Here is a 25,515-nt window from a genome sequence, read left to right on the forward strand (position 1 = left end):
TTAGTATTATTTTAATCCTTTACCGCGCCGATGACAACCGGGAAAGTGGAAGCGGGTGCTTTCGCTTATAGGCATCGACTATGAAGACCATAGCTTTTATATCTTTGTAAACAAAGGACAAGTATGGTATTAATGAGAGATGGAATCGATTACGAGTGGGAGTGAACTGAGATGACTGACGTGAAAAAAATCGCCGTGATCGGCGGAGACGGCATCGGCCCCGAGGTTGTGGCGGAAGCGATCAAAGTAATGAAGAAAACGGAAGAGCTGTTCGGCTACCAATTTGAATTCGAGCATGGCCTGTTCGGCGGTATCGCCATCGATGAGAAGGGCACGCCGCTGCCGCAGGAAACGCTTGATCTTTGTAAAGGCGCTGATGCCGTCCTGCTGGGAGCAGTCGGCGGTCCGAAGTGGGACAACAATCCGAAGGAGCTTCGTCCGGAAACGGGCCTGCTCGGCATCCGCAAAGCGCTGGGCTTGTTCTCCAACATCCGTCCGGCCAACGTGTTCGACTGTCTGAAGGATGCTTCGACTCTGAAGCCTGAAGTGCTGGAAGGCACAGACCTGATCGTCGTGCGCGAGCTGACGGGCGGCATTTACTTCGGCGAGAAGTTCCGCCGCGAGGGCGCTCAGGGCGAAGAAGCGGTCGATACATGCGTATACAATGTGACGGAAGTGGAGCGCATCGTCCGCCAGGCGTTCGATATCGCCCGTACCCGCCGCAAGAAGCTCGCTTCGGTCGATAAGGCGAACGTGCTGGAGACGTCCCGTCTGTGGCGCGAAGTCGTGAACCGGATCGCTCCGGAATATCCGGATGTCGAGCTGGAGCACGTGCTGGTCGACAACTGCGCGATGCAATTGCTGCGCCGTCCGGCGAGCTTCGACGTGATCGTCACCGAGAACATGTTCGGCGACATCTTGAGCGATGAGGCAGCTATGCTGACCGGCTCGATCGGCATGCTGTCGTCCGCCTCGCTGGGCGAAGGCGCGTTCGGCTTGTACGAGCCGGTACACGGCTCGGCGCCTGACATCGCAGGCCAAGGCATCTCGAACCCGATCGCGACGATCCTGTCCGTGGCGCTGATGTATCGTCTGACATTCGGTTATCACGAGGCGGCCGACGCTATCGAGCGCGCCGTTAAGGAAGTGCTGGATGCAGGCCACCGCACAGGCGATATCGCCGTCGATAAGAGCAAGGCTATCGGCACAGTCGCTATGGGCGATCTGATCGTGAACGCAATCCGCAAATAAAGCAGCTAAAGATATGCAACGAGAGAAGCTCTTGACGGCATGAGGATGCCGAAGAGCTTCTTCGCGTTATGAGGGACCTGGATTTAAGCGAAGCAGGCTGAAAACTTGAGGAAGAAGGAGCTGTACATACACGATGAGCCGAGAGGATAAGCAGGTAAAAGGGGGCGTCCAGGCTACCCAGCTGGACGAACATATGAAGCTTCAGGGGATCGCCGCAGAGGGGCTTGTCTGGCATAGTCCGGATAATGCGCCGTTCCGGTTGGCCGGCTTTCCCTGGTTCGGGCAGGACGGCCGTTACGCCCGTCTACCTGAACGCACGGAGGAAACGCTGCCGCCTGCAGTCGTTCAACTGGCCGCTTGTACAGCCGGGGGGCAGATCCATATGCGCACGGATTCGACCAGATTGGCCTTGAGGGTCAAGCTTGCGGGCGTGGCTGGGATGTACCATATGCCGGCCACGGGACAATGCGGCTTCGATTGTTACCTGGGACCGAGCGGGGAGAAGCATTACCTCTCTACGACCCGATACGATCACAAGCTGGACGCATTCGAAGCCGATCTGTGGAAGGGGCTGCCCAAGGAGCTGCGTCATGTCACGATCAACTTTCCTCTCTATCAGGGCGTGGAGGAGGTAAGCATCGGACTGGATGAAGACGCCGTGCTGCTGCCGCCTGAGCCTTATGTACGGCCAGACAAGGTCGTCTTGTACGGAACTTCGATTACCCAGGGAGGATGCGCTTCAAGACCAGGGATGGCTTATACGAATATCGTCAGCCGCAACCTGAATCTGGAGTTCGTCAATCTGGGCTTCTCCGGCAGCGGCAAGGGGGAACCCGAGGTAGCCCGCACGATTGCGGGGATTCCGGACCCTGCGCTGTACGTGCTTGACTATGAGGCCAACTGCGGCGATTACGACAGGCTGGCGGAAACGATGCCCGCCTTTATCCGGATTCTTCGCGATGCCCATCCCGAAGTGCCGATCCTGGTCGTATCCCGGATCGTATACCCGAATGAACGCTTCTATCCGGAGGCGGCAGCGGCCCGGCTGCGCCGTCGCGAGCTGCAGTCCGGGATCGTCGCAAGCCTGCGCGAGCAGGGGGACAGGAACGTCCATTTCCTGGACGGAGAAAGCCTGATGGGCATCGAGGGACATGAAGGAACGGTGGACGCCTGTCATCCGACCGACCTGGGCTTCAGCCAAATGGCGCAAGGCATTGAGCCTAAGCTCAGAGAGCTGCTGGGGCTGTAGTCGCCGCCCCGGCCATTCGTAGGCCGGGCCCCGGGCCGCGCCGCCGCTTACTTCAGCAGCTTCTTGACCCACTTCAGCTTGTCTTTATAGGGAGGAAACACAAGCCCGGGCTCGAACCTCGTGCTTTTGTGCACGATGCTCTTGCGATGGGAGAAGACGTCGAAGCTGTGCTTTCCGTGATAGGCTCCGACGCCCGAGCTGCCCACGCCGCCGAACGGGAGATGGGGATTGGCTACATGCATTAGCGTATCGTTGACGCAGCCCCCGCCAAAGGAAACCCGGCTGATGACCTGCTTCTCCACCTCCTTGCTTTCCGTGAAGACATAGAGGGCCAGCGGCTTGGGTCTGGCCCGGATTGCCGCGATGGCCTCATCCAGTTGGTCGTAGGTCAGGATGGGCAAGATCGGCCCGAAGATTTCATCGGCCATCGCGGCGTCGTCCCAGGCTGCGAGCAGCAGCGTAGGCTCGATGTACAGAGCTTCGCGGTCGATGCGCCCCCCATAGGCGATCCGCTCCCGGTCCTGCTCCAGGATGGCTGCCAGCCGATCAAAGTGGCGCAGATTGACGATTCTGCCGTAATCGTCGCTTGCCGACGCATCGGGACCGTAGAAGCCGGCGATCGTTTCTTTCATCTTCGCAAGCAGCTCGTCTCTGACCTCCCTCTGAACAAGCACATAGTCGGGCGCGATGCATGTTTGCCCCGCATTGGTCAGCTTGCCCCAGAGAATGCGTTTCGCGGCCAGCTCGAGCTTGGCGGTGGTATCGACGATAACGGGGCTTTTGCCGCCGAGCTCCAGAGTGACCGGAACCAGATGGCGCGCAGCAGCCTCCATCACGAGCTTCCCCACCGGCACGCTGCCGGTGAAGAAGATATAATCGAACGGAGCGTGAATCAATAGGGAGGTCGTTTCCTTCTCTCCCTCGATCACCCGGATGTACGCCTCCTCGAAGGTGTCACCGATTAGTCTGCGGATGACCGCCGACACGCTCGGGGTATGCTCCGACGGCTTGAGCGCCGCGCAGTTGCCGGCGGCTATCGCGCCGATCAGCGGTTCCATGACCAATTGGAACGGATAATTAAACGGGCCGATGATCAGGACCGTGCCGTAAGGCTCGCTGACGATCCGGCTGGATGACGGGAATAAAGCGAGCGGTGTGGGCACTTTTTGCGGCTTCATCCATTTGCCCAGATGCTTCTTCATGTCCCGGATGCTTTGCTGAACAAAGCTGATTTCCGTCGTGAACGCTTCGAACTCGCTCTTGCGCAGATCTTGCCGGAGGGCGGCGAGCAGCTGCGGCTCCGCGCGCCGGATCGCTTCCAGCAGCTTGTTCAGCTGCTCCAGGCGGAAGCTGAGATCGCGAGTTCGTCCGCTGTGGAAAAATTGACGATGCTCCTGCAGCATAAGCTGCAGACGGGATTCGGTAAGCTGATCCATCGTGTGAGGCTCCCTTCGCGTGTCGATACGGGCCGAACAGTTTATTATATTGTAGACGGGAAGCCCTCTTTGTACAAATCGGCGCACCGGGGATGAGGCCGGCTGTGATCCGGATTCCAGATTATAATGATTATAATCAAATAATTACTTCAATCTTGACTTCATTTTCAGTGAATGATACGATTTGTCTTGTGATAATAGTTATCAACAGGGAGGAATCAAGGACATGGCAGAACGTTTGGTAGGTAAACCGGCTCCTGATTTTACATTGGAAACCGCACTGGGCGACGGCACGGACTTTGGCAAAGTCTCCCTTTCGGATTACAAAGGCAAATGGCTCGTATTGTTTTTCTACCCGCTCGACTTCACCTTTGTTTGCCCGACGGAAATTACTGCGCTCAGCGATGCCGCCGGGCAATTCAAGGCCGTCAATGCCGAAATTCTCGGTGTATCCGTAGACAGCAAGCATTCCCATCGCGCGTGGATCAACACGCCGGTCGACTCCAACGGCTTGGGCAAGCTGAACTTCCCGCTCGGAGCGGATCTGACGAAGTCCGTCGCCCGCGATTACGGTGTATTGATCGAAGATGAAGGCGTTGCGCTACGCGGCTTGTTCATTATCAATCCTGAGGGCGAGCTGCAGTATCAGGTCGTTCACCACAACAACGTCGGCCGCAGCGTCGAAGAAACTTACCGTGTGCTCGAGGCTCTTCAATCCGGCGGCTTGTGCCCGATCGGCTGGAAGAAAGGCGATAAGCACCTGGTGGCGAAGTAAGCCGCCGCAAGAGCTGGATCGATTTAACCCCTCTGTTCGCCATCAGGGCGAGCTTGGGGGTTTTTGCACGCTAAGAGCGCCAAGGCGCCAGGAGAGAAAGGGGCCATCACCGGATGGAAATTGTTCAGGAGTACAAGTACAGCGAAGGCCATATTTGGGTTCGCATAGACGGCAATCGGGCGACGATCGGACTAACCGATTTTGCGCAGGAGGAATTCGGCATCATCGTGTTCATCGAGCTTCCGGAAGTCGGAGAGAAGCTGACAGCCGGCGAGCCGCTTGGCAGCATGGAGTCCGTGAAGACGGTGACCGAGCTGTATGCGCCGCTGTCGGGCCAAGTGCTGGATATTAACCGGGAGCTCGGCAGCAACCCGGGGCTGATCAACATGTCTCCTTACCACAAGGGCTGGATTTTGACTATGGCCCTCGAGGATCCCTCGGAATTGGACGGCCTGTGGGATGCGGCCCGGTATGAGCAGACGTATGCCCACGAATAGGGCGGCAGCCTGGCAATGACACAGCTCAAGCTGAAGACAAGCTTGAGCTGTTTTTGCAGCAGTTTTCGCATCACACTGGATATGTGATTGTGATTATGTGTTATTATTATTAACAGTTTGAATAATTCATATCATATTCGACGTATCCGACGCGTTAGGAGTGAGATATTGAAGTTTCGAAATCTTGTCGATACTAAAATAGCATTTCGCAAATACTTGTTATTGTTTTTTTTAACGATACTAATTCCTACTATTGCCCTCTTAAGTCTTCAAATCTATAACAAATATCAGGACAGCATCCTGCGAACAGATGAGATTTCTGAAGCTGTTCTTAAGTCTGTTGCCCGTAATCTTGAGCTCATGTTGGAGCAAATCGAACAAATGACGCTGCAGACTTCAATGTCTCCGAATGTTCTCGAGCTGTTAACAAGGCCTCACGATCTTCCAGCATATCGCTATGCCGAGGTTAAGGACCAGCTGGGAACGTGGATAAATTCTAATTCTTTGTTTGAGTCCATCTATTTGGATATCAGACAGAATGCGAAGGTGTTGACGGTTCAAGAGGGTCTGTATGATAGAGAAAGGTTTTACGACAAGACCTTCCTCATGGAGGTTGCCGAGCTGCCTTCCGAATTTCCGCGTTCTTGGGCAGGCGTACGTCAGCAGCCTGGGGGCTCTGGCAAGGAGGTGCTGTCATTTGTCAGACCCGTGCCGATTACGGAGAGAATCGCTCTAGGCTACCTGATTGTCAATATAGACAAAACCAGGTTTATGAACATGCTGATGAATATGAACTCCCAAATGTCAGGTCAGCTGATTGTTGGAGATCCCGGGAATCATCTGGTTTCTTCGAGTGTGGACGGTATAGATATACAGAAAGTATTTTCCAAGATAAAGCCTGGAATCGAATATACCGATGTCGTGGAACTGGACGGAGTCCGATACAAGCTCAATGGATTTAAAAGTGTCACAAACCACTGGACATTGCTGGAAGTCATGCCGGTCAATCCTTATATGCAAGCGCTATCAGGAGCTATTCAGCAAGCTATAATCATTCTAGCCATCGTGATCTTGCTGGGCGTAGGATTGTCTTATTTGTTCGCGTCGATTCTGTACAATCCATGGAAACACTTGGCTACGAAGCTGCAAGGCTATGTCAAGCAAAATACGGAGGATAACGGAGACGCCTATGAGGTTGTGAATCGAGCGATTCATAACTTAATTGCAAAGATCCGTCAGAACGAACCGATCGTCCGTGACCACGTTGTCTATGATTGGCTCCATCACCAGTATCCTGATGATCTTTATACGCCAGCGCAGGCCTTTGCTGATGCCGGCATTCACTTCGTATCTCCCCATCATGCCGTACTTGTCGTCGTTGATGAGAATAGGCAGGATCGGGAAAAGGCAAACGGCGATACCCTCTTTCTATTCAGCTTGGCTGAGGATGAGCTGTTTACCAGGTTTAAGGCGGCAGGCACCATGATTGATAACGGCAAATTTGCGTTTATTCTCAATTTCGACCGCAACGCATTCGACGACGAACTCATGGCCGACCTGGAGGATGCCTGCCGTTCCATTCAGCAGAAGGCTCATACTCGCTTGAAGGCTGATCTGGGCTTTTTTGTCAGCGGCATTCAGCCGCTATCCCATCTTTCCGAAGCCTTTGAACAAGTGAAGCGGGCAATCGCGTATAAGGCTTTTCTGCCGCAATCCGCGGTCTATTTTGTTGAGGAGTCTAATGAATCCGGTCAATTCCAGTACCCGGCGGGCTATCAGAAGAAAATGATTAATTTGATTCTTGCCGGAGACAGGGACAAGGTTGAACAGTATATGACCGAGCTGTTTGCGCAATATTTGCAGAGCAGGGACGCGCCGTATCCTAAATTACTGCAAATGATCATGATATTAATGAGCCAAATACTTGGAGCGCTCGCGCAGGAAGGGTATGATATAGAGCCTTTAATAGATCAGGTCGATCTGTTTCAATTGCAGCAGTGTCAGAACCAGCAGGAATTAAAACGGATGCTCCTGCTTCAGATCGGTCAAATTATGGACTACTTGTTCATGGTAGGAAAGCAAACGGAAGACAGCAACCCTCTGGTAAGTCAAGCTCTGGCCTATATGGAAGAGCATTATGCCAGCAACCTTTCGATTTCTGAGATTGCCGCGCATATCGGGGTCAGTCCTTCTCACTTGAGTCGCATATTTAAGGTGCAGGTAGGCAAGTCGCCGATCGAATATTTAACGGAGCTTCGCGTATCTGCAAGCAAAACGCTGTTGAAAGATAAAGGCAAGTCGCTGCAGCAAATTAGCGAATTGATTGGTTATAACGATGCACAAACCTTTATCCGCACGTTTAAGAAAACGGAAGGGATGACGCCGGGCGAATATCGCAAAAAAGTAATAAACCATTCTTGATGGGAGTGGTTTATTTTTGATTTTCGGCTATTTTTATCGAAATACGTCCATGAGAATCAAATTGTCGTTATATACGACCCAATCGGGAATGTTTTATGGTGTAAAGGCAAGCCACACAATCATAGGAAAGGAGGATTTAGATTGGCGTTACCTTCTACGGCCCGAACATCCAGATCATCATCTTTATCATTGAATTGGGGGAAAGCGTTTGCAAGTCACAAATATTATTTTGTACTGCTGCTTCCTGGCATCCTTTACTTCCTGCTGATCCATTATTGGCCTATGGCTGGTATAGCCATCGCATTCAAAGATTTCCGGTTAGTGGATGGCGTAATGGGAAGCCCATGGGCCGGGCTCAAATGGTTTAAGTTATTGTTTAATTCACCTGATTTCTGGGTGGCGCTGAGGAATACGATCATTCTCAGCCTCTATAAACTGGCCATTAACTTCCCGGCACCGATAATATTGGCGCTTCTGCTCAATGAAGTGTATCATGCCGGCTTTAAGCGGGTCATTCAGACGGTTGTTTACTTTCCGCATTTCTTGTCTTGGGTTATTCTTGGAGGGGTGTTATATTCGTTGTTTTCCTCCAAGAGCGGATTGCTCGATCTGTTTGGACTGGAAATCTCGCCATTAATGGACCCGGGTAGCTTCCGGGGATTGCTCGTGCTGTCTGAGCTGTGGAAGGAGGTCGGATGGGGGACCATTATTTATATGGCAGCGATCTCCGGCATTAACATGGAGCTCTACGATGCTGCCAAAATTGATGGAGCCACCCGCTTTCAATTAGTCCGCCATATTACATTACCTTCGATTGCGGGCACGATCGTCATTTTGCTTATTTTGAAAACGGGTCATATTTTGAACGTAGGCTTCGATCAAATTTACAACTTGTACAATCCACTCGTTTATGAGGTCGCGGATGTTCTGGACACTTATGTATACAGAGTGGGGATTACGATGGGAAGATATCCTTTTGCCACAGCCGCTGGGCTGTTCCAGTCTGTGGTTGGATTGATCTTGATTGTATTGACCAACCGGTTAGCCAAGAAGTTCGGCGAACAAGGAATATGGTGAGGAGATCCTGATGCATTCTTCATTCGGAAATCGCTTGTTTAACGCAGTCAATGCCGTTTTGCTTTCGTTATTAGGTCTTGCCACGGTCTATCCGCTATGGCGAGAGATTTCCCGGTCGTTAAGCTCGGGGGAGGCGGTCATGCGAGGGGGCATATTCTTATGGCCCGTTGACTTCAGACTGGATGCGTACCACATCATCACAAAGAGCGATTATTTGTGGACGGCGTATGGCAATTCCCTCTTTATTACCATTGTAGGAACAGGGCTGTCGCTTCTATTAACGTCAAGCACTGCCTATCCGTTGGCCAAACGGACGCTTCCGCTCAAGAAGTTTTTTATGCTCCTTGTATTGTTCACTATGATCTTCAGCGGAGGCCTGATCCCGACTTACCTGGTGATGAAAGATCTGCACCTCATTAATTCTTTGTGGGCTGTCATCGTCCTGAATCTCATAAGCGCTTTCAATGTCATCGTCATGCTCAGCTTCATTCGAACGATTCCCGAGGAACTGGAAGAATCGGCCATGATCGATGGCGCCAATCCGATTCGTATCTTTTTTACGATTATATTGCCGCTATGCAAGCCGGTACTGGCAACATTAGCCCTGTGGATGGCGGTTGGCTTATGGAATAATTTCTTCCAATCCTTTATTTATTTGAACGATAAAGCGCACATGACGTTACCGGTCTTGCTTCGTCAAATTATAGCCGGTCAAGTTGATGCGGAAGCGATGGGCGAGCTCAATGCAGCTTCTTCGGATTCTGTTATTGCAGCCACAATTGTTGTCTCTTTGCTCCCTATATTGATAGTGTATCCGTTCTTGCAGCGTTTCTTCGTGAAAGGCGCGATGATTGGATCGGTCAAAGGGTAAAAATTAAACTTAGGAGGGCATTCCATGTTTCAGGCTCCAAAAAGCAAGATGATGTTGGCAGGCGTGCTCGCGGCATCGATTGTTTCCGCTGGCTGCAGTGCAGATGAGAAGGATGCAGCCGGGACTGCTGCCGAGACTCCGGCCGTTGAAGAAGCGAAGACGACAACGTATCAAATATTCCGCAAATTTGCCGCTCCGGAATATCCGGAGGATGGCGGCGTGGGCAAGAAAACGCTCCTTGAGGCATTTGAAAAAACGAAGGCGAAGGGATTCGATTTCAAGGTTACCCTCGCAAGCGGAGACGATTACTTTACCAAGCTTAACCTGCTTGCAACCTCAGGCCAGCTTCCTGACTATTTCGACACCGATGCGAAAACGCTCTCGCGGTTCTCCGAAGAGGGACTGCTTCTGCCACTCGATGAGTATCTGAAGGATGCTCCAAACCTAATGAAGATCATTCCGCAGGAATTCTGGAAGGAAGTCACGTTTAACGGCAAAATTTACGGCATTCCAAAGGGAAGAAACGATAAGCCGTTTAACTTGCCCAGTACACTTGGGCTTACCATTCGGCAAGACTGGCTGGATAATCTTAATCTGAGTCGGCCCACCACCCTAGATGAGTTGTATGCCGTAATGAAAGCCTTTGTTACACAAGATCCTGATAAGAACGGCAAAAACGATACATACGGTCTAGGAGTTTCCAAAGAGACGAATTTCAATGCGATTTTTGGCGCGTATGGCATTATCCCCAAATATTGGACTAAGGTAGACGGAGGAATTAAGAAAGGATTCGTGCTTCCCGAAATGAAAGAGGGCCTTGCTCTGCTTCAGAAATGGTATATGGAAGGTCTCATTGCTCATGACTTCCCGATTATGGAATCCAAACAAAGAGATGAGCTGGTCATAAACTCTCTGGTCGGATTGTTCGAGGGAGATGTGTATTATACGGAAAAGTCGTCCAGTCCGCTTGCAACTTCACTGAATGAAGCTACGCCAACCGCCGATCTCGTTATGCTGGAAGCGCCGAAAGGTCCGAACGGTAAGCAAGGTTATCAAGAAAAGCTCTATAATTCGGAGTTCTCAGCATTGTCGGCCAAAATGAAGGAGCCCAAGAAGTTATTCCAATATTTGGACTGGATTGCCGATCAGAGCGATGAAGGCGGATTCAATCACATGATGTACGGCATCGAGAATGAGGATTTCACTTACGACCGCGCTACGGATACAATCGAATTGATAACGCCGTATGCCGAGCTGTACAAGAAAGGGTATTCCAACCCGGTTCGCTTCGTTGTTGTTACCGATCGTCGTTCAGCGAAGCCGGAAGTTCGTGAGGCCATTGAAATTGTGAACAAACATGTGATCAGCAATGCCTTGTGGAAATCGGTTCCGGCAGAGATGGATTATCCGGATCTCGAGACTAAGTTGTGGATGGAATATTTGGTCAAGATCGTTACGGGCGTGTGGCCTGTGGAGAAGTACGACGAGTTTATCAAAAAATACTATGCTCAAGGCGGTAAAATCATCGAAGAGCAAGCCAACGAGCTGTGGAAATCATTACAATAACATGCAGATAAGGAGCGTGTGAAGTTGAGACAGCCTGCAGAGTGGAAAGTCGGTACATCGTATCGATTCAGCGATAGCTCCGGTTTGGAGCAAATTAAGAGCGCCGGTTTGAACTGTATTGAACTCGTGCTGCACGGACAGGACTGGCTGAACAATTTTGAAGCGCTTGCCAAGCAGTTTACGGATATTGTGAATGAAGCAGCTCGATTGGATATAGAGGTGTGGTCCGTACATCTGCCATTCACCGATCCATGGGACGTATCTTGTCTGGATGCGGAACTTCGGAAGACGATCATAGACAATCAATACCGTATGCTGCAGTTAGCGGAGAGCTGGGGCGTAGGCATTGCCGTACTCCATCCGAGCTTTGAGCCGATCTCTGAAGAGGAGCGACCAGCACGAATGGCTGTTTGCCAAGAAGCGCTGCGCACGCTCGCCCAGCTGACTAGGAACCTGAACATTCGTGTGGCCGTGGAATGCTTGCCTAGAACCTGTCTCGGCAATACAAGCGATGAGATTCTGCAATTGATCGAATCAACGAGCGGCTTGCTTGTTTGCTGCGATGTGAATCATCTGCTGCATGAGAGCGCAGAGAATTTTATTAACAAGGTCGGCTCCCGTATCGGCACGGTGCATATGTCTGATTACGACGGCATCGATGAACGGCATTGGCTGCCGGGCAAAGGGATTACCCAGTGGGATAAGGTGCTGAATGCGTTGACGAAGCAAGGATATCAAGGCCCATTCATGTTCGAGGTGCGTAATGGCGTGCCAGAAGAACTGAAGTCATGTTGGGAAGGGATGATTCACTAGAGGGTTTAACGCCCCATATTGCTAATTAGTTTGACTTACTCGAACAACTCCTGCAGCTAAGGCAGATGATCTAACGACATCTGACTTGGCTGCTGATTATGGAATCCCGAGGGAGGAACATTATGTATGACTAGGTTGAGAAAAGGAATTACGCAATTAAGTATTTCGGTTATGCTGCTTAGCTTGTTCTTACAGATGTTTGCCAGCTCTGCGAATGCTCAAGGGATGACTCAAGTCACAGGCAACGAAATCGTCAGCAATGGCTATTATGTTTTTGCAGTCCCAGGGATCAACAGCTATCTGCAGGGGCGTGGGCAATATGCGCTCTCCTCGAATCCTAACACGAACACGTCGCCGCTGCTGCGCAGCCATATCAAATTTGATGAGACAATTCCTCAGGTAAACGAGGCAATCGTATGGCAGGCAATACCATTCGGTTCAGGCTACAGTCTGAAAGCCTATTCCGCGGATGGAACCGATGCCTACTTGAATTTGTCGGAAGCTGACTTGACGCTTGGCGAACAGCAGGAGTTAGTCCTGACCGTCAATGATAACGGCACTATTCTCATCAATCGTGAGGTAAACGGGACGTATTATTATGTGCGGTTCACCAATGCAAACGGCGTAGGCTGGCAATCCAGCCCGGATAATTCCTACCTGCCAAGCATGTCATTCCGGGTATTCCCCGTTACAGAAAATATGATTATTTCCAATGATAGAATTCTGGAGATTAACGCGCATGAGATCGTCAGCGGCGGGTTCTATTCACTCTCTATTCCCGGAATTAACAGCAATATGCTTGGGCGGGACGAATATGCTCTGGCAAGCGAGAGCAACGGCAATGCCGCCCCATTATTACTTCGTCATATTCCATTTGATGTCAGTCTTAAGAGCTTGCCGGCTGTTCTCGTATGGCAAATTGAAAGCTTTGGAGAGGGCTATAGCCTGAAAGCTTATTCTAAAAACGGAAGCGCTTCCTATTTGAATCTTAATGGAAGTGATTTGACGCTGGGTGAACGGCAGGAACTAAGCCTGGTTATCAATGAAGATGGAACCGTACAGATTTCCCGCCATGCAAACGGTTCGATCTATTATGTGCGGTTCACTAATTTAAACGGCGCAGGCTGGCAATCCAGCACAGATGATTCTTATAAGCCAAGCATGTCATTTCGCGTGAGCGCTGTCCCGCTTTCCTTGCTTGAGAACCATCCGATCAAGCCTGTTTCCTCCAGCAGTATGCAGAGCGGCGGGTATTATATTTTTGCCCACCCCGGCATCGGCAGCACCGACCAGGGCCACGGTCAGTTTGCTTTGTCGGGTATTGAAAATATCAATTCTAATAAATCTATACTCAGACATGTGAAGTACTCTGAATCGCAATATGGTCTGGATGAAACCATCGTATGGAAATATGAAGCTTACGGATCTGGCTTCAGTCTGAAGCTGCTCGGTGCTGACGGGACGGACAGCTATTTGAACCTTGTTATGAATGGTTCAACCGCTAGCGCAACACTCGGGCCCAGGCAAGAATTAAAGCTTACTAGAAACGCCAATGGCACGGCCAAAATTTCGCGCAGCCTGAACGGGACCGCTTATTATGTTCGATTCACCACGTTAGGCGGCGTAGGCTGGCAGGCAGGCGCAAATGATAGCAGCAATGCCTTCCAGGTGTTTGAGGTTCCTAGCGCCCGTATTATGCCCATGCCAAGCATCGTCAAAGGCCAGCAATTAACGGAAGGCACGAAATATATATTGGCCATTCCGAATATTTCCAGTAACGACCAGGGCAGAGGACTGTTTGCGCTATCCAGTACGCCAACGGCATACACGGATCAGAAGCTGTTCCAGCATGTGAAGTTCAACGATACGGCCCAGCCTCCGGTCAATTCAAGTCTGGTGTGGGTTTTTGAGAAATTTGGCGGTGGTTATAGCTTGAGGGCCGAAGGTGCTCAGGGGGATAACAATTATTTGAATATCAGCATGGCAAACAGCAAGGCTAACGCTTATCTGGGTTCAAGGCAAGAGCTGAATGTGATTGTCAACGAGGACGGGACAGTCATGCTGTCTAAAGCCTTGGAAGGAATCCCTTATTATATCCGGTTTACGAATTTAAGAGGAATCGGATGGGAAGCAGCTGCTGCATCAAGCTCTGCATCGTTTCTGCTATACCAAGTATCCGATGTTCCGACGCCTAGACCGACTTACTACAAGGTCGGGGCAGCAGACCTGACGAGCGGCAACGACTATGTACTTGCGATTCCGGGCATTACGCCAACTGGCGGCACCAAGGATCAGTATGCCGTTTCCAGTGAGAATACAATGAGCTCTGACCCGTTGCTATTGAAGTATGCCAGCTTCGATGCCTCCAAAGACACCGTGGATTACCGACTAGTATGGAATTTTGAACAAGTTGAAGGTGGATGGGCGATCAGGTCTCGTAATAAAGCAGGTGAAAACAGTTATTTAAACATTCATCTAAGCAGCAGCAATCAACCGTCACTTGCGCTTGGGCCTAAACAAGCATGGACCGTTAACGCGGATGCTGCGGGACTAGCGAGCGTGTCCCGGGTCATTGACGGCAAGACGTATTACGTTTGTTTTACGACAGGGAATGGTCAAGGGTGGCAGGCGAGCACGACGAACAGCAACAATCTCTTCCATGTGTACGAAGTGAATCTCGACAAGGCAAAGCTGGATTTAGAAGAGCCTCGTGAGCAGCCTTTGTTTACGATTGCGGCTCTGTCTGATTTGCATGTTGACTACGGTTTGCAGAATAATCCGGATGTGATAAGACCGCAAACTCGCTCTGCACTTGAAACTATTAAGACGAATGAAAATCCGGATTTAGTCGTTGTGACCGGGGACAGTTTGAGTACAACGGACAGCGGCCCATGGGGTCAAGAGACTTATAATAAATTTGTTTCGCAGGTGACAAGCGCCTTCGCAGAGACGAGTAAAAACGGAAAAGTGCTGTATGTGAATGGAGAACATGATTATGAAGCGGGTTCGACTGCGTACAATTCCGGCGCCTATATCGATTCCACGATGTTAAGCAGCCTCGGGCCATATGAAGATGTGTTATATGAAGGTGGAGATCGGAGATCCAATCTGTTGGCTTATCGCTACAGGATTAACGGAATTCACTTTATCGGGATTAATACTCCGTATAATGGGGACAAAACCATCGATTCCAATGTATACACGCCCGAAGCCATCGATTTCGTAGAGAACACATTGTCGGCCATCGGCAATACCGAACGGGTTATCGTGCTTGGTCATTATCCTCTTCAAGGCTCGAAAGCATTAACTGCGCCTGCGCAGGGCCTCTCTGATGAGAACGGCATGAACACTCGCTTACATCGCATTTTATTGAACTATCCGAACTTGATCTATCTCTATGGCCACGACCATGGCGGTCCTATCATCGAACAGGACACGTTCGAGCGTGTGACAGCCTATAATGCTGACGGCAGCATCGAACAGAATCGTAACGTTCGCTCTACGGGTTATGTCTCCAGCTTTGCAGGTTCACTAAGCTATTATAACAATCGCTATAATCCAGGGCCGCTTTCAGCCGAGCAGCCGGCAGTAGTCCAGTCGATCATGGTCTATTTTTATGAGGATTATGTAGAATTGCAGATGAAAAACTACGGGGAGCGGAACGGAGTTAAGAAAAATCTTGCGCCGTATACGATTCCTTTCAGGGAATGGATAACCTCTCGGACATACACGATCGATCATTCGGCGGGAACGGTTACGGGCATTCCGCACCAAACGACCATTGGAGCCTTTTTGGCCGGGTTTGATCAATCGGAAGAGCTTTCCGTATTTGGTTTGGACGGAAATGCAATCACGGATCCCAGCAGAATTATCCGTTCAGGGATGGAATTGAAACGAATGAGCGGTAGAGCGGTGCTGGATTCCCTGCAGGTGCTTGTTAATCAGGCTGCCGTCAAAATGCTGCCGATCGAGGGTAACTCGAAGGTTCCTAGCTCGGCAGAAACCGAGATGGTTGCGCTGACGGATCAGCAATTCAATAAAATCGTTGTCTACAAGCAGGATGCCCCGGATTGGAATGATTCGGATGCAATCGTGTGGAAGTGGCAGCCGACTGCCGCATTAGGATTTACGGGGATTGGCACCTTTGACCTTGTGACGGATGCGAAGCTTCGCTACAGTGAGTTTTATGGCGGATATGTTGTGGTCACGACCGCTTCTCGTGGGTTCGTGGGCATTATTGATTACGAAACGGGGGAGCGGCTGTATAGCCGTGCTAAGAAGAATGAGGAGAATCCTCATTCCATTGAATTGCTGCCTGACGGAAACATCGTTGTGGCAGATAGTGTCGGCCACACAGTGACCATATATGCGTCCAGTCAAGGGGATGCCAATGGTTATTATTACCGGGTAGAGTTTCCTGGAGCTCATGGCCTAGTTTGGGATAATCAGCGCAAGCTGGTTTGGGCAGTTGGAGATTATGAGGTGGTTGCATATGAAATCACCGGCACGACAGAGCGGCCGACTTTATCATTGAAGGAAGGTTTGGGGGTTGATCTCCCGGTAATGGAAGGCAAAGAAGGGGCGTGGGGCCATGATTTATTCCCTGTAACGGAAGGCGGGGACCTGCTCTGGGTGACAGCCCAATATGACGTGTATCAGTTTAATATGGTTACTGGAGAGCTGTCTAACACATTTGACTCGCATGATGATATTTTTAGCACTCATATAAAGTCCATTGGAACACAGCCGTATACAGGGCATATTATCCGTTCTGTACCTAATGGAACGATGGCGTCCTGGGCCACGAATACGGTGGATATATTCCGTCTCGAGGGACAAGGCAGCTACACGCACGATCTGAGAATTCATAACAGCGAGGCGTACTACAAGGCGCGTACCTGGTATCCCAGCATTCAGAGGATCCATGATATGGTCGAGGAGGAACCTTCAAATCCACTGGCGACAGACAAACCCGGAAAGCCGGTATTGTCGAGTGACAATGGGCACGACACGGGCCTAAGAGACGGCAACTACACGATTGCCATGAATCAATGGTGGGGTAACAATGGGACGACCTACAAGTTGTATGAGAACGGGGTGTTGATCGATACGCAGTCATTCCTTGATAAATCTCCTGAAGCCCAGATGGCTGCTACCGTCCTGACAGGCAGAATTAACGGCACTTATGTATACACATGCGAATTGATTAATTCCTACGGAACGACAAGTTGCGATGCGATAACCGTTGTTGTTGCCGATGCCTCACCGGGTAATGCTGTGCTCTCCAGCGATAACTGGGATGGAGACGGCAACTACAACGTGATGATGAATATGTGGTGGGGGACCAATGCAGCTGCCTTCGAGCTCTATGAGAATGGGGAATTGGTACAATCCGTTCCTCTGCTCGAAGCGACGCCCGGAGCTCAATTCGCAGCGGTAACCATGATGGGCAAGCCGGCAGGAACGTATGAATATTACGGTAAGCTAATCAACGCAGCTGGTGAAACGATAACGGAAAAAATTGTCGTACATGTATCTTAAACACTCCATTTTCGCAGTCAAACCTACTTCGACGGAGCTCATCGTAAGATGAGTTCTTTTTTTTCTGCGAACAGATGAAGCATGCAAACGGAGGGAAATTTAGCATTCAATTGAATATCTTGATGCAGTGGTGTAATGTAAGAGATTAAAGTCGGTAAGCTAGAGATCATCATCGCAGATGGGAGAAAAAGATAATGGATAACGAGAAGATTTTGCTCCGAAACAACGTTAAGGTAACCGGTTGTGGCTCCAAAGCTCTATTATTTGCCCATGGCTTTGGCTGTGATCAAAATATGTGGCGCTTTATCGTGCCTGCTTTTGAAGAGAAATACAATGTGATATTGTTTGATTTCGTAGGTTCGGGAAGATCCGACATCCAAGCTTACGATCCTTCCCGTTATCGTGATCTGAACGGTTATGCCCAGGATATCTTGGACGTTTGTTCAGCGCTGGAATTAGAGGATGTTATTCTAGTAGGCCACTCAGTCGGTGCAACTATCGGCATGCTGGCATCTATTCAAAGACCGGATTACTTTGAGCGGCTTGTTATGATTGGTCCCTCTGCACGCTATATGAACGATCTGCCGGATTACATCGGTGGATTTGAGCGGGAAGATTTGGTGGCTTTATTGGATATGATGGATCAGAACTTTCAAGGTTGGGCCAATTATCTGGCACCCGTAATTATGGGCAACAAAGACCGGCCTGAACTATCCGAAGAGCTGGAAATGAGTTTTTGTGCAACCGACCCCCAGATAGCCCGTTATTTTGCGGAAGCTACATTTCTCTCCGATTACCGTAAGGAACTTGGACAGGTAGCGGTGCCTTCGTTGATCCTGCAATGCTCTGACGATATGATCGCTCCGCTGGAAGCCGGAGCTTATGTCCATCAGCAGATCAAGGGGAGCGAGTTCCGGCTGATGGAGGCAACCGGGCACTGTCCGCACTTGAGCCATCCGGAAGAAACTATTCGACTCATCCGTGAATATTTGGCCGCGGTTGAATTGAGCCAGGAAAGTGAGCTGCATATGTAACATGGACGAACGGTTGGATCATGCTCCTTGCGGTTACATATCGATGGATCAAAATCGGATGATACGCGTCGTCAACGCTACCTTTTGTCACTTGTTACAATATGAAAAGCAAGGGGTAATCGGCACCAGCTTTGAATCCCTATTAACCCGGTCCAGCCAGATTTTTTTTCGGATTTACTTTTTGCCGATGATTAATCTTAATCGTCACGTGAATGAAATGTATGTAATCATGAAAACAGGCAGCGGCACAACACTTCCCGTTCTTTTAAACGCCGTGATTCGAGAGCGGGAAGGTGAATCGTTTCACGATTGTGTCGTAATTCCCATATTGCGCAGGAAGGAGTACGAACTGCAGCTGGAGCAAGCCGAAGCTGCTTATCGGAAGGCGCAATTGGAGCTGCAGCAGATTGAACAGGAGCTTATCAATAAGAAGGAAGAACTTGCATCGTTAGCTAACCTCGAGGTCAAGCCTTGAAAATAGCGGCAGCAGCAACCGGCTATTGTTATCAGTATTCTGCGCAGTATGCGTTGTTTACGATTGTCGGAAGCAGCTTTCGGAATAAGGTACTAAACAATAAAATTGAGGTTTCTATTGTTCGCTACTTGACCCCCAAAAGGAGGTTTCCGAACTTTGATTGATGCAATAATGAAGGATGGCTTCTGTATAGAATGTGGAGCGAAAGAAGTGGATGGTTTATCTTGTTGGGAACAGCTGGGGTATATTCTGGCTTGGGAACAAAACAATCCGGACCTTTATGCTCTTCATTTCTGGACGGTTTCGAGTTACATGCTGCAACATCCGTCCAATTTCACAAAAGAAGGATATGCTCTAACAAAAAAATTATTCTGTGATGCTTACGACTACAATTGGGAAACCCCTTATATTTTGCAAAAGAATAGAGAAGTTACTACTAACAAAACGTTTAAAATTGTTAATCCTGTCGCTGTTGCGGAAAGAGTTAGAGTATTAACAAAATGGGACCTGACAGTGGACGATGTGTATGTGGCAGGTGAAAAGAATGCAATTGAAAATGTAATGAAATGGAAGGAATCTATAAGGAATCAGTTTTCTTCCTGCGGATAGTCTTCCGAATAGCGTTCAACAAGCGATCCCGATCCGCGCCATTTGGCCGGACGGGATTTTTTTCATTCAACTTCCCTCCCTTTCATGTTTAGAGTGCCAGAGCGGCCGCAGCGGCAGCTGGATCTCCACCCACGTCTCTCAAGCTCGTCGATTGCGATTTATCATTCGGGTATCTGACGATGCTGCTGAATCGCCGGGAACGTGGCGGATGGGCGGCACCTATGGCCATTCCTGGTTTGTTGATCCGAGTGAGGAGCTTAGTGTTGTAGCGTTCACCAATAAGGCGCTCGAAGGAATGTCAGGCAGGTTTACAACGGAAGCTGTGCGAATCTGTCCACAAGGGTATTCGGGGAGTTAAGTAAAGAGAAAGCACGTTATCTTGAGCAAAATAGCGCCAACTTTCTGTTTACACGCTGGAAACGCGTCCGAAAGTATGGCGCTTTTTGTACGGGCATTACGCAAACGTTGAGGACTTGCTGCAACACGAAGCTGTATCGCTTGATGGCGACGAAGCATTATATGCCGATTCCGGAATATACTTTGATGTGGCTTCAACCTGGTTGAAAGGCGTGATTAGGCGAATGACGATGAACAGCCTTCCCATAGACTATAGCTCATCTTCATGGAATTTGTTTTTTGACTTAAGAACTTCCCCCTACTTTGTGAAGAACGAGCGAAATTTCATTTATTATCAAACAGCGAAACAGCTGCCGGTTATGCGGGGCTTAAGCTTGGTTGATATAAGTTTGAGCAAAGGACACAGCATAGAACCGCATTGGCACCCCAACGCGAATGAACTCCTCTACGTGTTCCAGGGTGAGATCATCGAATCCGTTCTGGATCCCTTTACCCTTCAACTGCTAAATTACCGTGTCGGGCCGCAGCAATCGGTGTACATCCCGATGGGATGGTGGCATTGGACAACCGCAATCACGGATCACTGCCGTCTTGTGGCTTCTTTCGATCAAAATAACTTTGAGTCCGTGTATGGGTCCGACATCCTAAGAAAGACGCCCCCAGAGGTATTCCGGATCGTATATGGTTTAAATGCCGCTCAATGGGCTGAAGCCATCGAGCCGATCGATCAAACCGTAATTATCGGCCCGCCTGATGCAAGGGGGATTCGCTGGCCAATAGGAACGAATGGGTCATGGTAAAGATAGCCTTTTTTTTTCGTTCGCGTATGAACGTACCCTTCCGCTGGAAATAATAGCCGAGATGGCGTTTGCGGAAGGAAGATAACATATGATCTGGTACTACGGATTGATTGTCATTGGAGCGATCATTGCAGGCTGCACGGTGTATCGAAAAGGGAATGCGGGGGATTGGTTGACTTATTTTTTGCTCACGACGGCTTGGACGTGGGTAGGCGAAGCCATCGTACTCTTCGTATTCGATGCGTACGCCTATAAACCGGGATTTTATCAGGATCCTTTTGCTGAAAATATTATTGGTCATATCATAGCCAATTCGGCATTATGGGCTTCGATTGCCGTTTGGGTGATGTATTTTCAATCGTCTTATCTGGTAATCGGATTGATTGCCATCGGGTTCATGGGAGTCGAGGAGCTATTCCTTAAAGCCGGCGTCTACAATCAGCATTGGTGGCAGACTTATATGACTGGCATCATTTCCTTTGGTTTTCTGATTGCTGTTAAGAAGTGGTTCACCCTATTGCATGAAACCAAACGCAAATCCCCTCGAATCATCGTATTCTGGACGATCGCATGGGTCATTTTACAGACTCCGACCAGCGTGCTGATGCTTTTTGACAAGCAGTTTTTTCGCGTGCACTGGGTCGAAAATATTTACAGGGACAGCACTTTATTCAGCGGTTTTTTATATCACATACTCATGGCTTCCATCATCATCGTCTTTATGTACGTGCCCAAGAACAAGTACTGGATGGCGGCTCCCTTTCTTATGCTGGTAGCAGCCGATGCTATTCTCTTGAGCGCGGGAGTCCTAATATTCTACCACAGTTGGAACCTGACTTACTTGATCTGTATACGCGCTGCATCCCTGCTAATCATCTGCATGCTTGAGAGGTTTACGTTAAATGGAGTACGGGTTGAAAATAAGACTTAGACCTGCCGATAAGGCAGTGAGGAGAACCGTAACCTGCGTTACAAGTGAAATTTTGGGCGGAAAAACGCAGGGGCCCGGCAAACCGGCTTGTAAAGCTGACCCTATAGGATCAGCTCCGCAAGCCGACGAATCCCCTGCGCAATCGCTGCTTCGTCTACCTTTGCAAACCCCAGTACCCAGCCCTTTCGGTTGCTTTCCAAACAATAAGGTCCGAGAGGGTAGACGCGCACTCCCTTTTGAAGGGCGAGCGTTGTCAAGGCTTCCTCATCGTAAGACTCTTCAGCTTCAAGCAGCATATGCAGCCCCGTTTCTGCTCCGCTTAGCGTGAATCGCTCCCCCAAACCGCTGGCTATAATGGCCTTGGTCATGGCTTCGTGCCTTCGCCGGTATACATTTCTGACTCTTCTCATATGACGCATAAAATGCCCGTTCTCGATGAAGTGAGTTAGCGTGAGCTGATCCATAATCGGAAGATGACGGTAGGTCAGTTCCTGCACCCTGGCTAGTTGAGCAATGACCTCGGCAGGCCCAACGATAGCTGAAATACGAATGCCTGGAGCAATCATTTTGGAAAAGCTCATGAGATATAAAGTATGGCTTGGCGCCTGAGAAAATAGCGTTGGAAGCGGTTCTCCGCGATATCGAAATTCGCTGTCATAATCGTCTTCGACGATCCAGAATTGTTCTTGAGCGGCCTTGTGCAGCAATTGCTGCCTGCGCGGCTCCGACATAACGACCCCGGCCGCGCACTGATGCGAAGGAGTCGTAAAGATCAGCTTGGATTGCGGATGGATATGCTGGGTCACTAGACCATACGCATCGACGGGAACAGGCGCTACCTGCATACGCCGATATTTCATCGCCATCCAGGCAGCGGGAAAACCGGGATCTTCTACAGAAACGGTGTCCCCGTCAACTAAAAGCGATTGGGCGATTAAGTCAATGCTATGCTGAGCTCCCGAGGTCAGCAAAATCTGATTGGTTTGGATATGGATGCCTCGTTCAAGCGATAAATAACGCTGAATTTGCTCGCGCAATGGTGTGAACCCATATGGATTGCCGTAGCCCCAGTCGGATAAATCCATTGCAGCAGAAGCGTGGAGAAGCGATTGCCGCCAGTTCTTTTGAAATTGTCCATCCATATAGGGTTCATGGGGACTAAAATCAATGTCCACTTCCCGTTGTTCTTTGCCTCTGAACCAGTCATGCAAGTGATCGACAGCCGAATTCAACAAGGGAAGCGAGGGAGGAACAGGGCCGTCCGTCGCTGTTTCCTTGGCCTGCTCCGTGATTTGCTTCCAATGACTAACCCGCGTTCCTCTGCGGCCAGAGGTAACCGTGTAGCCTCGACTTAGCAATTCCTCATAGACGATCTGTATCGTGGAGCGAGAGACGCCTAGCATATGAGCAAGCTCGCGGGAAGGAATCAGCAATTCACCCGGCGCCCAGACTCCGCTCGTAATATTATGAATGGCTTGATCAAGCAATTGCTGCCAGACGGGTTTCTTATCCTTGCGATTGACCTTCATCATCGCACACACCTCCCAGTTAGAAGTCCAGATCATAAAGCATTCATCATTTATGGATTGCTCAAATCGTAATGTTTGGATGTTTTAACACCATCCATTCGCTGCTATACTACCGTAATAACGCTGGTATTTGCAACTTGATCGCTGCCGCGTGCTGGAAAGCGCCGGGGCAAAGACAAGGTGAAGCGGGATGAATATCTGATGAGCGAAGGGGAGATTTTGAAATGGAATCGGTTCGTTACAAGATCAGGGAATGCCGGGATCAGGAGAAAATTGAAAGCTTTCTTCGCCAAGCAAGAATCGGACATCTAGGGCTGGTTGACGGAAAGCTGCCTTATGTTGTGCCGCTTAATTATGTGTGGACCGAAGGGAAGCTCTATTTCCACGGGGCCGGAGATGGCAGACGCAATCATATCATGAGTGAAAATCCGGAGGTATGTTTTACGGTATGTGAGGAATACGGAACGATCACGGACCCGGTTCCTGCCAAGACGGATACGGCGTATATGAGCGTCATGATATTTGGCCAGGCGGAGCCAATCACAGATTTGGACGAAGCGACCCATGTCCTTCAGGAAATGATCAATAAATACGTCCCCGGCTATTATAACCGCCCCTTGTCGAAGCAGCATGTGGACAAGTACAGGTCGGCTGTATTCGGCGGACCTGTGCAAGTTTGCCGGGTGATTCCGCAGTATGTGACGGCGAAGGAAAGTCCTATTGAAGTGGAAAAGATGTATAGAACGGACATGAATGCCGGACAATGAAATAGATAACAAGGTCTCGTTAGAGGTTTCCATGTGAATTTCTATGGCTTTCGTTTATACTAATAAAGCCATTTCACTTAATAGGAGTTGTCGGACGGACCATGTTAAAGAAAGAAATCGCGCATATTCGCAAGCAGTTTAAGCTGGATCACGAGATGCTTACCATTTTTGACATTCTGAATGTGTATATCATGAAGGATAGCAGCGAGATTTACCATTACGAGCGTCAGCCGTTCGCTCTGCTGGACCGGGAGAAGCAGGAGCTTTATATGGGCAATTTCAAAAAGCTGCTGACCGGCGAATTGGATCAGAAGATGTTCGAACTAACGTTTCAGGAAGAGGCGGAGGAACCTACGCGGGTGCTTCTCCATCAAGGTTTGGTGACCGGAGATGCGGATGAGTGGCTTCAGCTTATGCTTCTGCTGGTGGAGAAGATGTTGAAGGATACCAAATATGAAAAGGATATGGTCGTTACTTTCGTCCGCGGGCAATATTTCAGTCCGACCAAGGTTCGCAATGAGGAAGCCGAGGAGAGCGAGAAGGACGAGATGTTCTCGAATCCGTTCATTTTGTGCAGCGTGAATTCCACGGAGCAGCAGCGGAAAACCCTCATGTTCGATTATGTCGAAAGAGAATTTAAGTATAACGTCTTCGTGGATCCGATCATCAGGTTGAACTCGCCGGAGCAAGGCTTTTTCTACCCGAGCGTGACCGACAACCACTCCAACGTGAATCGCGTTTTGTATTGCGCCGGGAAAGCTAATGATCCGAATCTGCATTTCATCGAGCAGGTGCTGAATGCCGAGAAGACGGTGACGGCGCTGGAAGAAAGAGCTATATTCGAGGAAATCGTCAAAGAAGTGGCGGGAGATCAGCTCGACAGCGCAACGATCGCTCACGTGTATGAGGAAGTTCATCGGGTCATCGAAAACCACGAGGAGGAGGAGCCTCCGAAGCTGGATTATACCGATGTGGAACGCATGCTGACGGCGGGCGGCGTGGAGAACGTGACGAAGGAAAAGGTGGAACGGGCGTTCCAAAACGTCGTCGACGACAAAAACTATGAAATCAAGGCGAGCAGTGTCGTGCCCAAGTTCACCTCCAAATCGATCAAGATCGAGACGAAGGTCGCCACGATATCGATCAGTCCGCAGGATTTGAAATATGTAAGACAGGTGAATCATCAGGGAAAACGATGCATCTTGATCGAGGTTGATGAAGATGCGGTGATTGAAGGGTTTACGCTGACTACCGAGACGCTGTAGAGTCTGCGGCAGCTCGGTCGGGACGATAGCAGTGGATAAGATCATATTTTTGATGGCATGGGGGCTAGCCTGGATGGGCTATGCCCCCTGTTTTGTAAGTTTCGGAGCATTGAAGAAACACTTCCTAGCCGCCCAGGACAGTTTTCCGCGGCGCAGATTGCGGAGCAGGAATGAATGATAAGAACGCAGTAGAGTTAGTTAGGATGAAGAAGTTTTAGCAGCTCTCGCTTCGTTACAGGATGAATGAAATT

Annotated in this window: 19 protein-coding genes; 17 read left to right on the forward strand and 2 right to left on the reverse strand. The window is 49.8% G+C overall.

Going from position 1 to position 25,515, the window contains the following annotated elements; all coding sequences use genetic code 11:
• Nucleotides 1–171: 171 nt before the first annotated feature.
• Together leuB and BLR08_RS24630 are read left to right on the forward strand one after the other, a co-directional pair.
• Nucleotides 172–1,251 (forward strand): 3-isopropylmalate dehydrogenase, encoded by a 1,080-nt coding sequence (gene leuB / locus BLR08_RS24625; protein ID WP_072331075.1) that lies wholly within the window; start codon nt 172–174, stop codon nt 1,249–1,251.
• A 133-nt stretch (nt 1,252–1,384) separates the two neighbouring features.
• The gene (locus tag BLR08_RS24630) at nt 1,385–2,500 is read left to right on the forward strand and encodes an SGNH/GDSL hydrolase family protein (protein WP_072331073.1); all 1,116 of its coding nucleotides are present in this window, start codon (nt 1,385–1,387) and stop codon (nt 2,498–2,500) included.
• 47 nt (nt 2,501–2,547) lie between these two features.
• Here the strand turns inward: BLR08_RS24630 and BLR08_RS24635 are convergent, their stop codons facing one another.
• Nucleotides 2,548–3,936 (reverse strand): aldehyde dehydrogenase, encoded by a 1,389-nt coding sequence (locus BLR08_RS24635; RefSeq protein WP_072331071.1) that lies wholly within the window; start codon nt 3,934–3,936, stop codon nt 2,548–2,550.
• Between the two features lie 226 nt (nt 3,937–4,162).
• Between BLR08_RS24635 and BLR08_RS24640 the strand changes: the two genes are divergently transcribed.
• The 13 genes from BLR08_RS24640 to BLR08_RS24705 all read left to right on the forward strand — a co-directional run bounded on the left by BLR08_RS24640 (nt 4,163) and on the right by BLR08_RS24705 (nt 21,703).
• The gene (locus BLR08_RS24640) at nt 4,163–4,711 is read left to right on the forward strand and encodes a peroxiredoxin (RefSeq protein ID WP_072331069.1); all 549 of its coding nucleotides are present in this window, start codon (nt 4,163–4,165) and stop codon (nt 4,709–4,711) included.
• Nucleotides 4,712–4,824: 113 nt separating this feature from the next.
• The gene (gcvH, locus tag BLR08_RS24645; protein WP_072331067.1) at nt 4,825–5,208 is read left to right on the forward strand and encodes a glycine cleavage system protein GcvH; all 384 of its coding nucleotides are present in this window, start codon (nt 4,825–4,827) and stop codon (nt 5,206–5,208) included.
• A gap of 168 nt (nt 5,209–5,376) precedes the next feature.
• The gene (locus tag BLR08_RS24650; protein WP_072331065.1) at nt 5,377–7,629 is read left to right on the forward strand and encodes an AraC family transcriptional regulator; all 2,253 of its coding nucleotides are present in this window, start codon (nt 5,377–5,379) and stop codon (nt 7,627–7,629) included.
• A 141-nt stretch (nt 7,630–7,770) separates the two neighbouring features.
• Entirely contained in the window at nt 7,771–8,706 is a 936-nt protein-coding gene (locus BLR08_RS24655) for an ABC transporter permease (RefSeq protein ID WP_072331063.1), read from the forward strand.
• Nucleotides 8,707–8,716: 10 nt separating this feature from the next.
• The gene (locus tag BLR08_RS24660) at nt 8,717–9,577 is read left to right on the forward strand and encodes a carbohydrate ABC transporter permease (protein ID WP_072331062.1); all 861 of its coding nucleotides are present in this window, start codon (nt 8,717–8,719) and stop codon (nt 9,575–9,577) included.
• Between the two features lie 219 nt (nt 9,578–9,796).
• Nucleotides 9,797–11,143, forward strand: coding sequence for an extracellular solute-binding protein (locus BLR08_RS24665; RefSeq protein ID WP_176835599.1), 1,347 nt, complete (start codon nt 9,797–9,799; stop codon nt 11,141–11,143).
• 24 nt (nt 11,144–11,167) lie between these two features.
• Complete coding sequence (locus tag BLR08_RS24670; protein ID WP_176835600.1) at nt 11,168–11,956, forward strand: sugar phosphate isomerase/epimerase family protein; 789 nt, start codon at nt 11,168–11,170, stop codon at nt 11,954–11,956.
• Between the two features lie 126 nt (nt 11,957–12,082).
• Nucleotides 12,083–17,497, forward strand: a complete 5,415-nt coding sequence (locus tag BLR08_RS31880) for a DUF6528 family protein (RefSeq protein ID WP_072331059.1) — start codon at nt 12,083–12,085, stop codon at nt 17,495–17,497.
• 194 nt (nt 17,498–17,691) lie between these two features.
• Nucleotides 17,692–18,531, forward strand: coding sequence for an alpha/beta fold hydrolase (locus BLR08_RS24680; RefSeq protein ID WP_072331058.1), 840 nt, complete (start codon nt 17,692–17,694; stop codon nt 18,529–18,531).
• A gap of 1 nt (nt 18,532) precedes the next feature.
• A complete protein-coding gene (locus BLR08_RS24685; protein ID WP_072331057.1) occupies nt 18,533–19,006 on the forward strand; it encodes a PAS domain S-box protein in 474 nt (157 codons plus the stop codon).
• Between the two features lie 156 nt (nt 19,007–19,162).
• The gene (locus BLR08_RS24690; protein WP_072331055.1) at nt 19,163–19,615 is read left to right on the forward strand and encodes a DUF5946 family protein; all 453 of its coding nucleotides are present in this window, start codon (nt 19,163–19,165) and stop codon (nt 19,613–19,615) included.
• Nucleotides 19,616–20,202: 587 nt separating this feature from the next.
• Entirely contained in the window at nt 20,203–20,772 is a 570-nt protein-coding gene (locus BLR08_RS24700) for a cupin domain-containing protein (protein WP_371117703.1), read from the forward strand.
• 88 nt (nt 20,773–20,860) lie between these two features.
• Nucleotides 20,861–21,703, forward strand: a complete 843-nt coding sequence (locus BLR08_RS24705) for a hypothetical protein (protein ID WP_072331045.1) — start codon at nt 20,861–20,863, stop codon at nt 21,701–21,703.
• 101 nt (nt 21,704–21,804) lie between these two features.
• Here BLR08_RS24705 and BLR08_RS24710 read toward each other — a convergent pair whose 3' ends face one another.
• Nucleotides 21,805–23,235, reverse strand: a complete 1,431-nt coding sequence (locus BLR08_RS24710) for a MocR-like pyridoxine biosynthesis transcription factor PdxR (protein ID WP_072331043.1) — start codon at nt 23,233–23,235, stop codon at nt 21,805–21,807.
• Nucleotides 23,236–23,456: 221 nt separating this feature from the next.
• On the opposite strand from BLR08_RS24710, the gene BLR08_RS24715 reads away from it, so the two are divergent.
• The gene (locus BLR08_RS24715) at nt 23,457–23,999 is read left to right on the forward strand and encodes a pyridoxamine 5'-phosphate oxidase family protein (RefSeq protein ID WP_072331041.1); all 543 of its coding nucleotides are present in this window, start codon (nt 23,457–23,459) and stop codon (nt 23,997–23,999) included.
• A 101-nt stretch (nt 24,000–24,100) separates the two neighbouring features.
• Nucleotides 24,101–25,264, forward strand: coding sequence for a DUF4317 domain-containing protein (locus BLR08_RS24720; protein WP_072331039.1), 1,164 nt, complete (start codon nt 24,101–24,103; stop codon nt 25,262–25,264).
• Nucleotides 25,265–25,515: the final 251 nt, after the last annotated feature.

This window comes from Paenibacillus sp. cl123, from assembly GCF_900101595.1.
Classification (GTDB): domain Bacteria; phylum Bacillota; class Bacilli; order Paenibacillales; family NBRC-103111; genus Paenibacillus_G.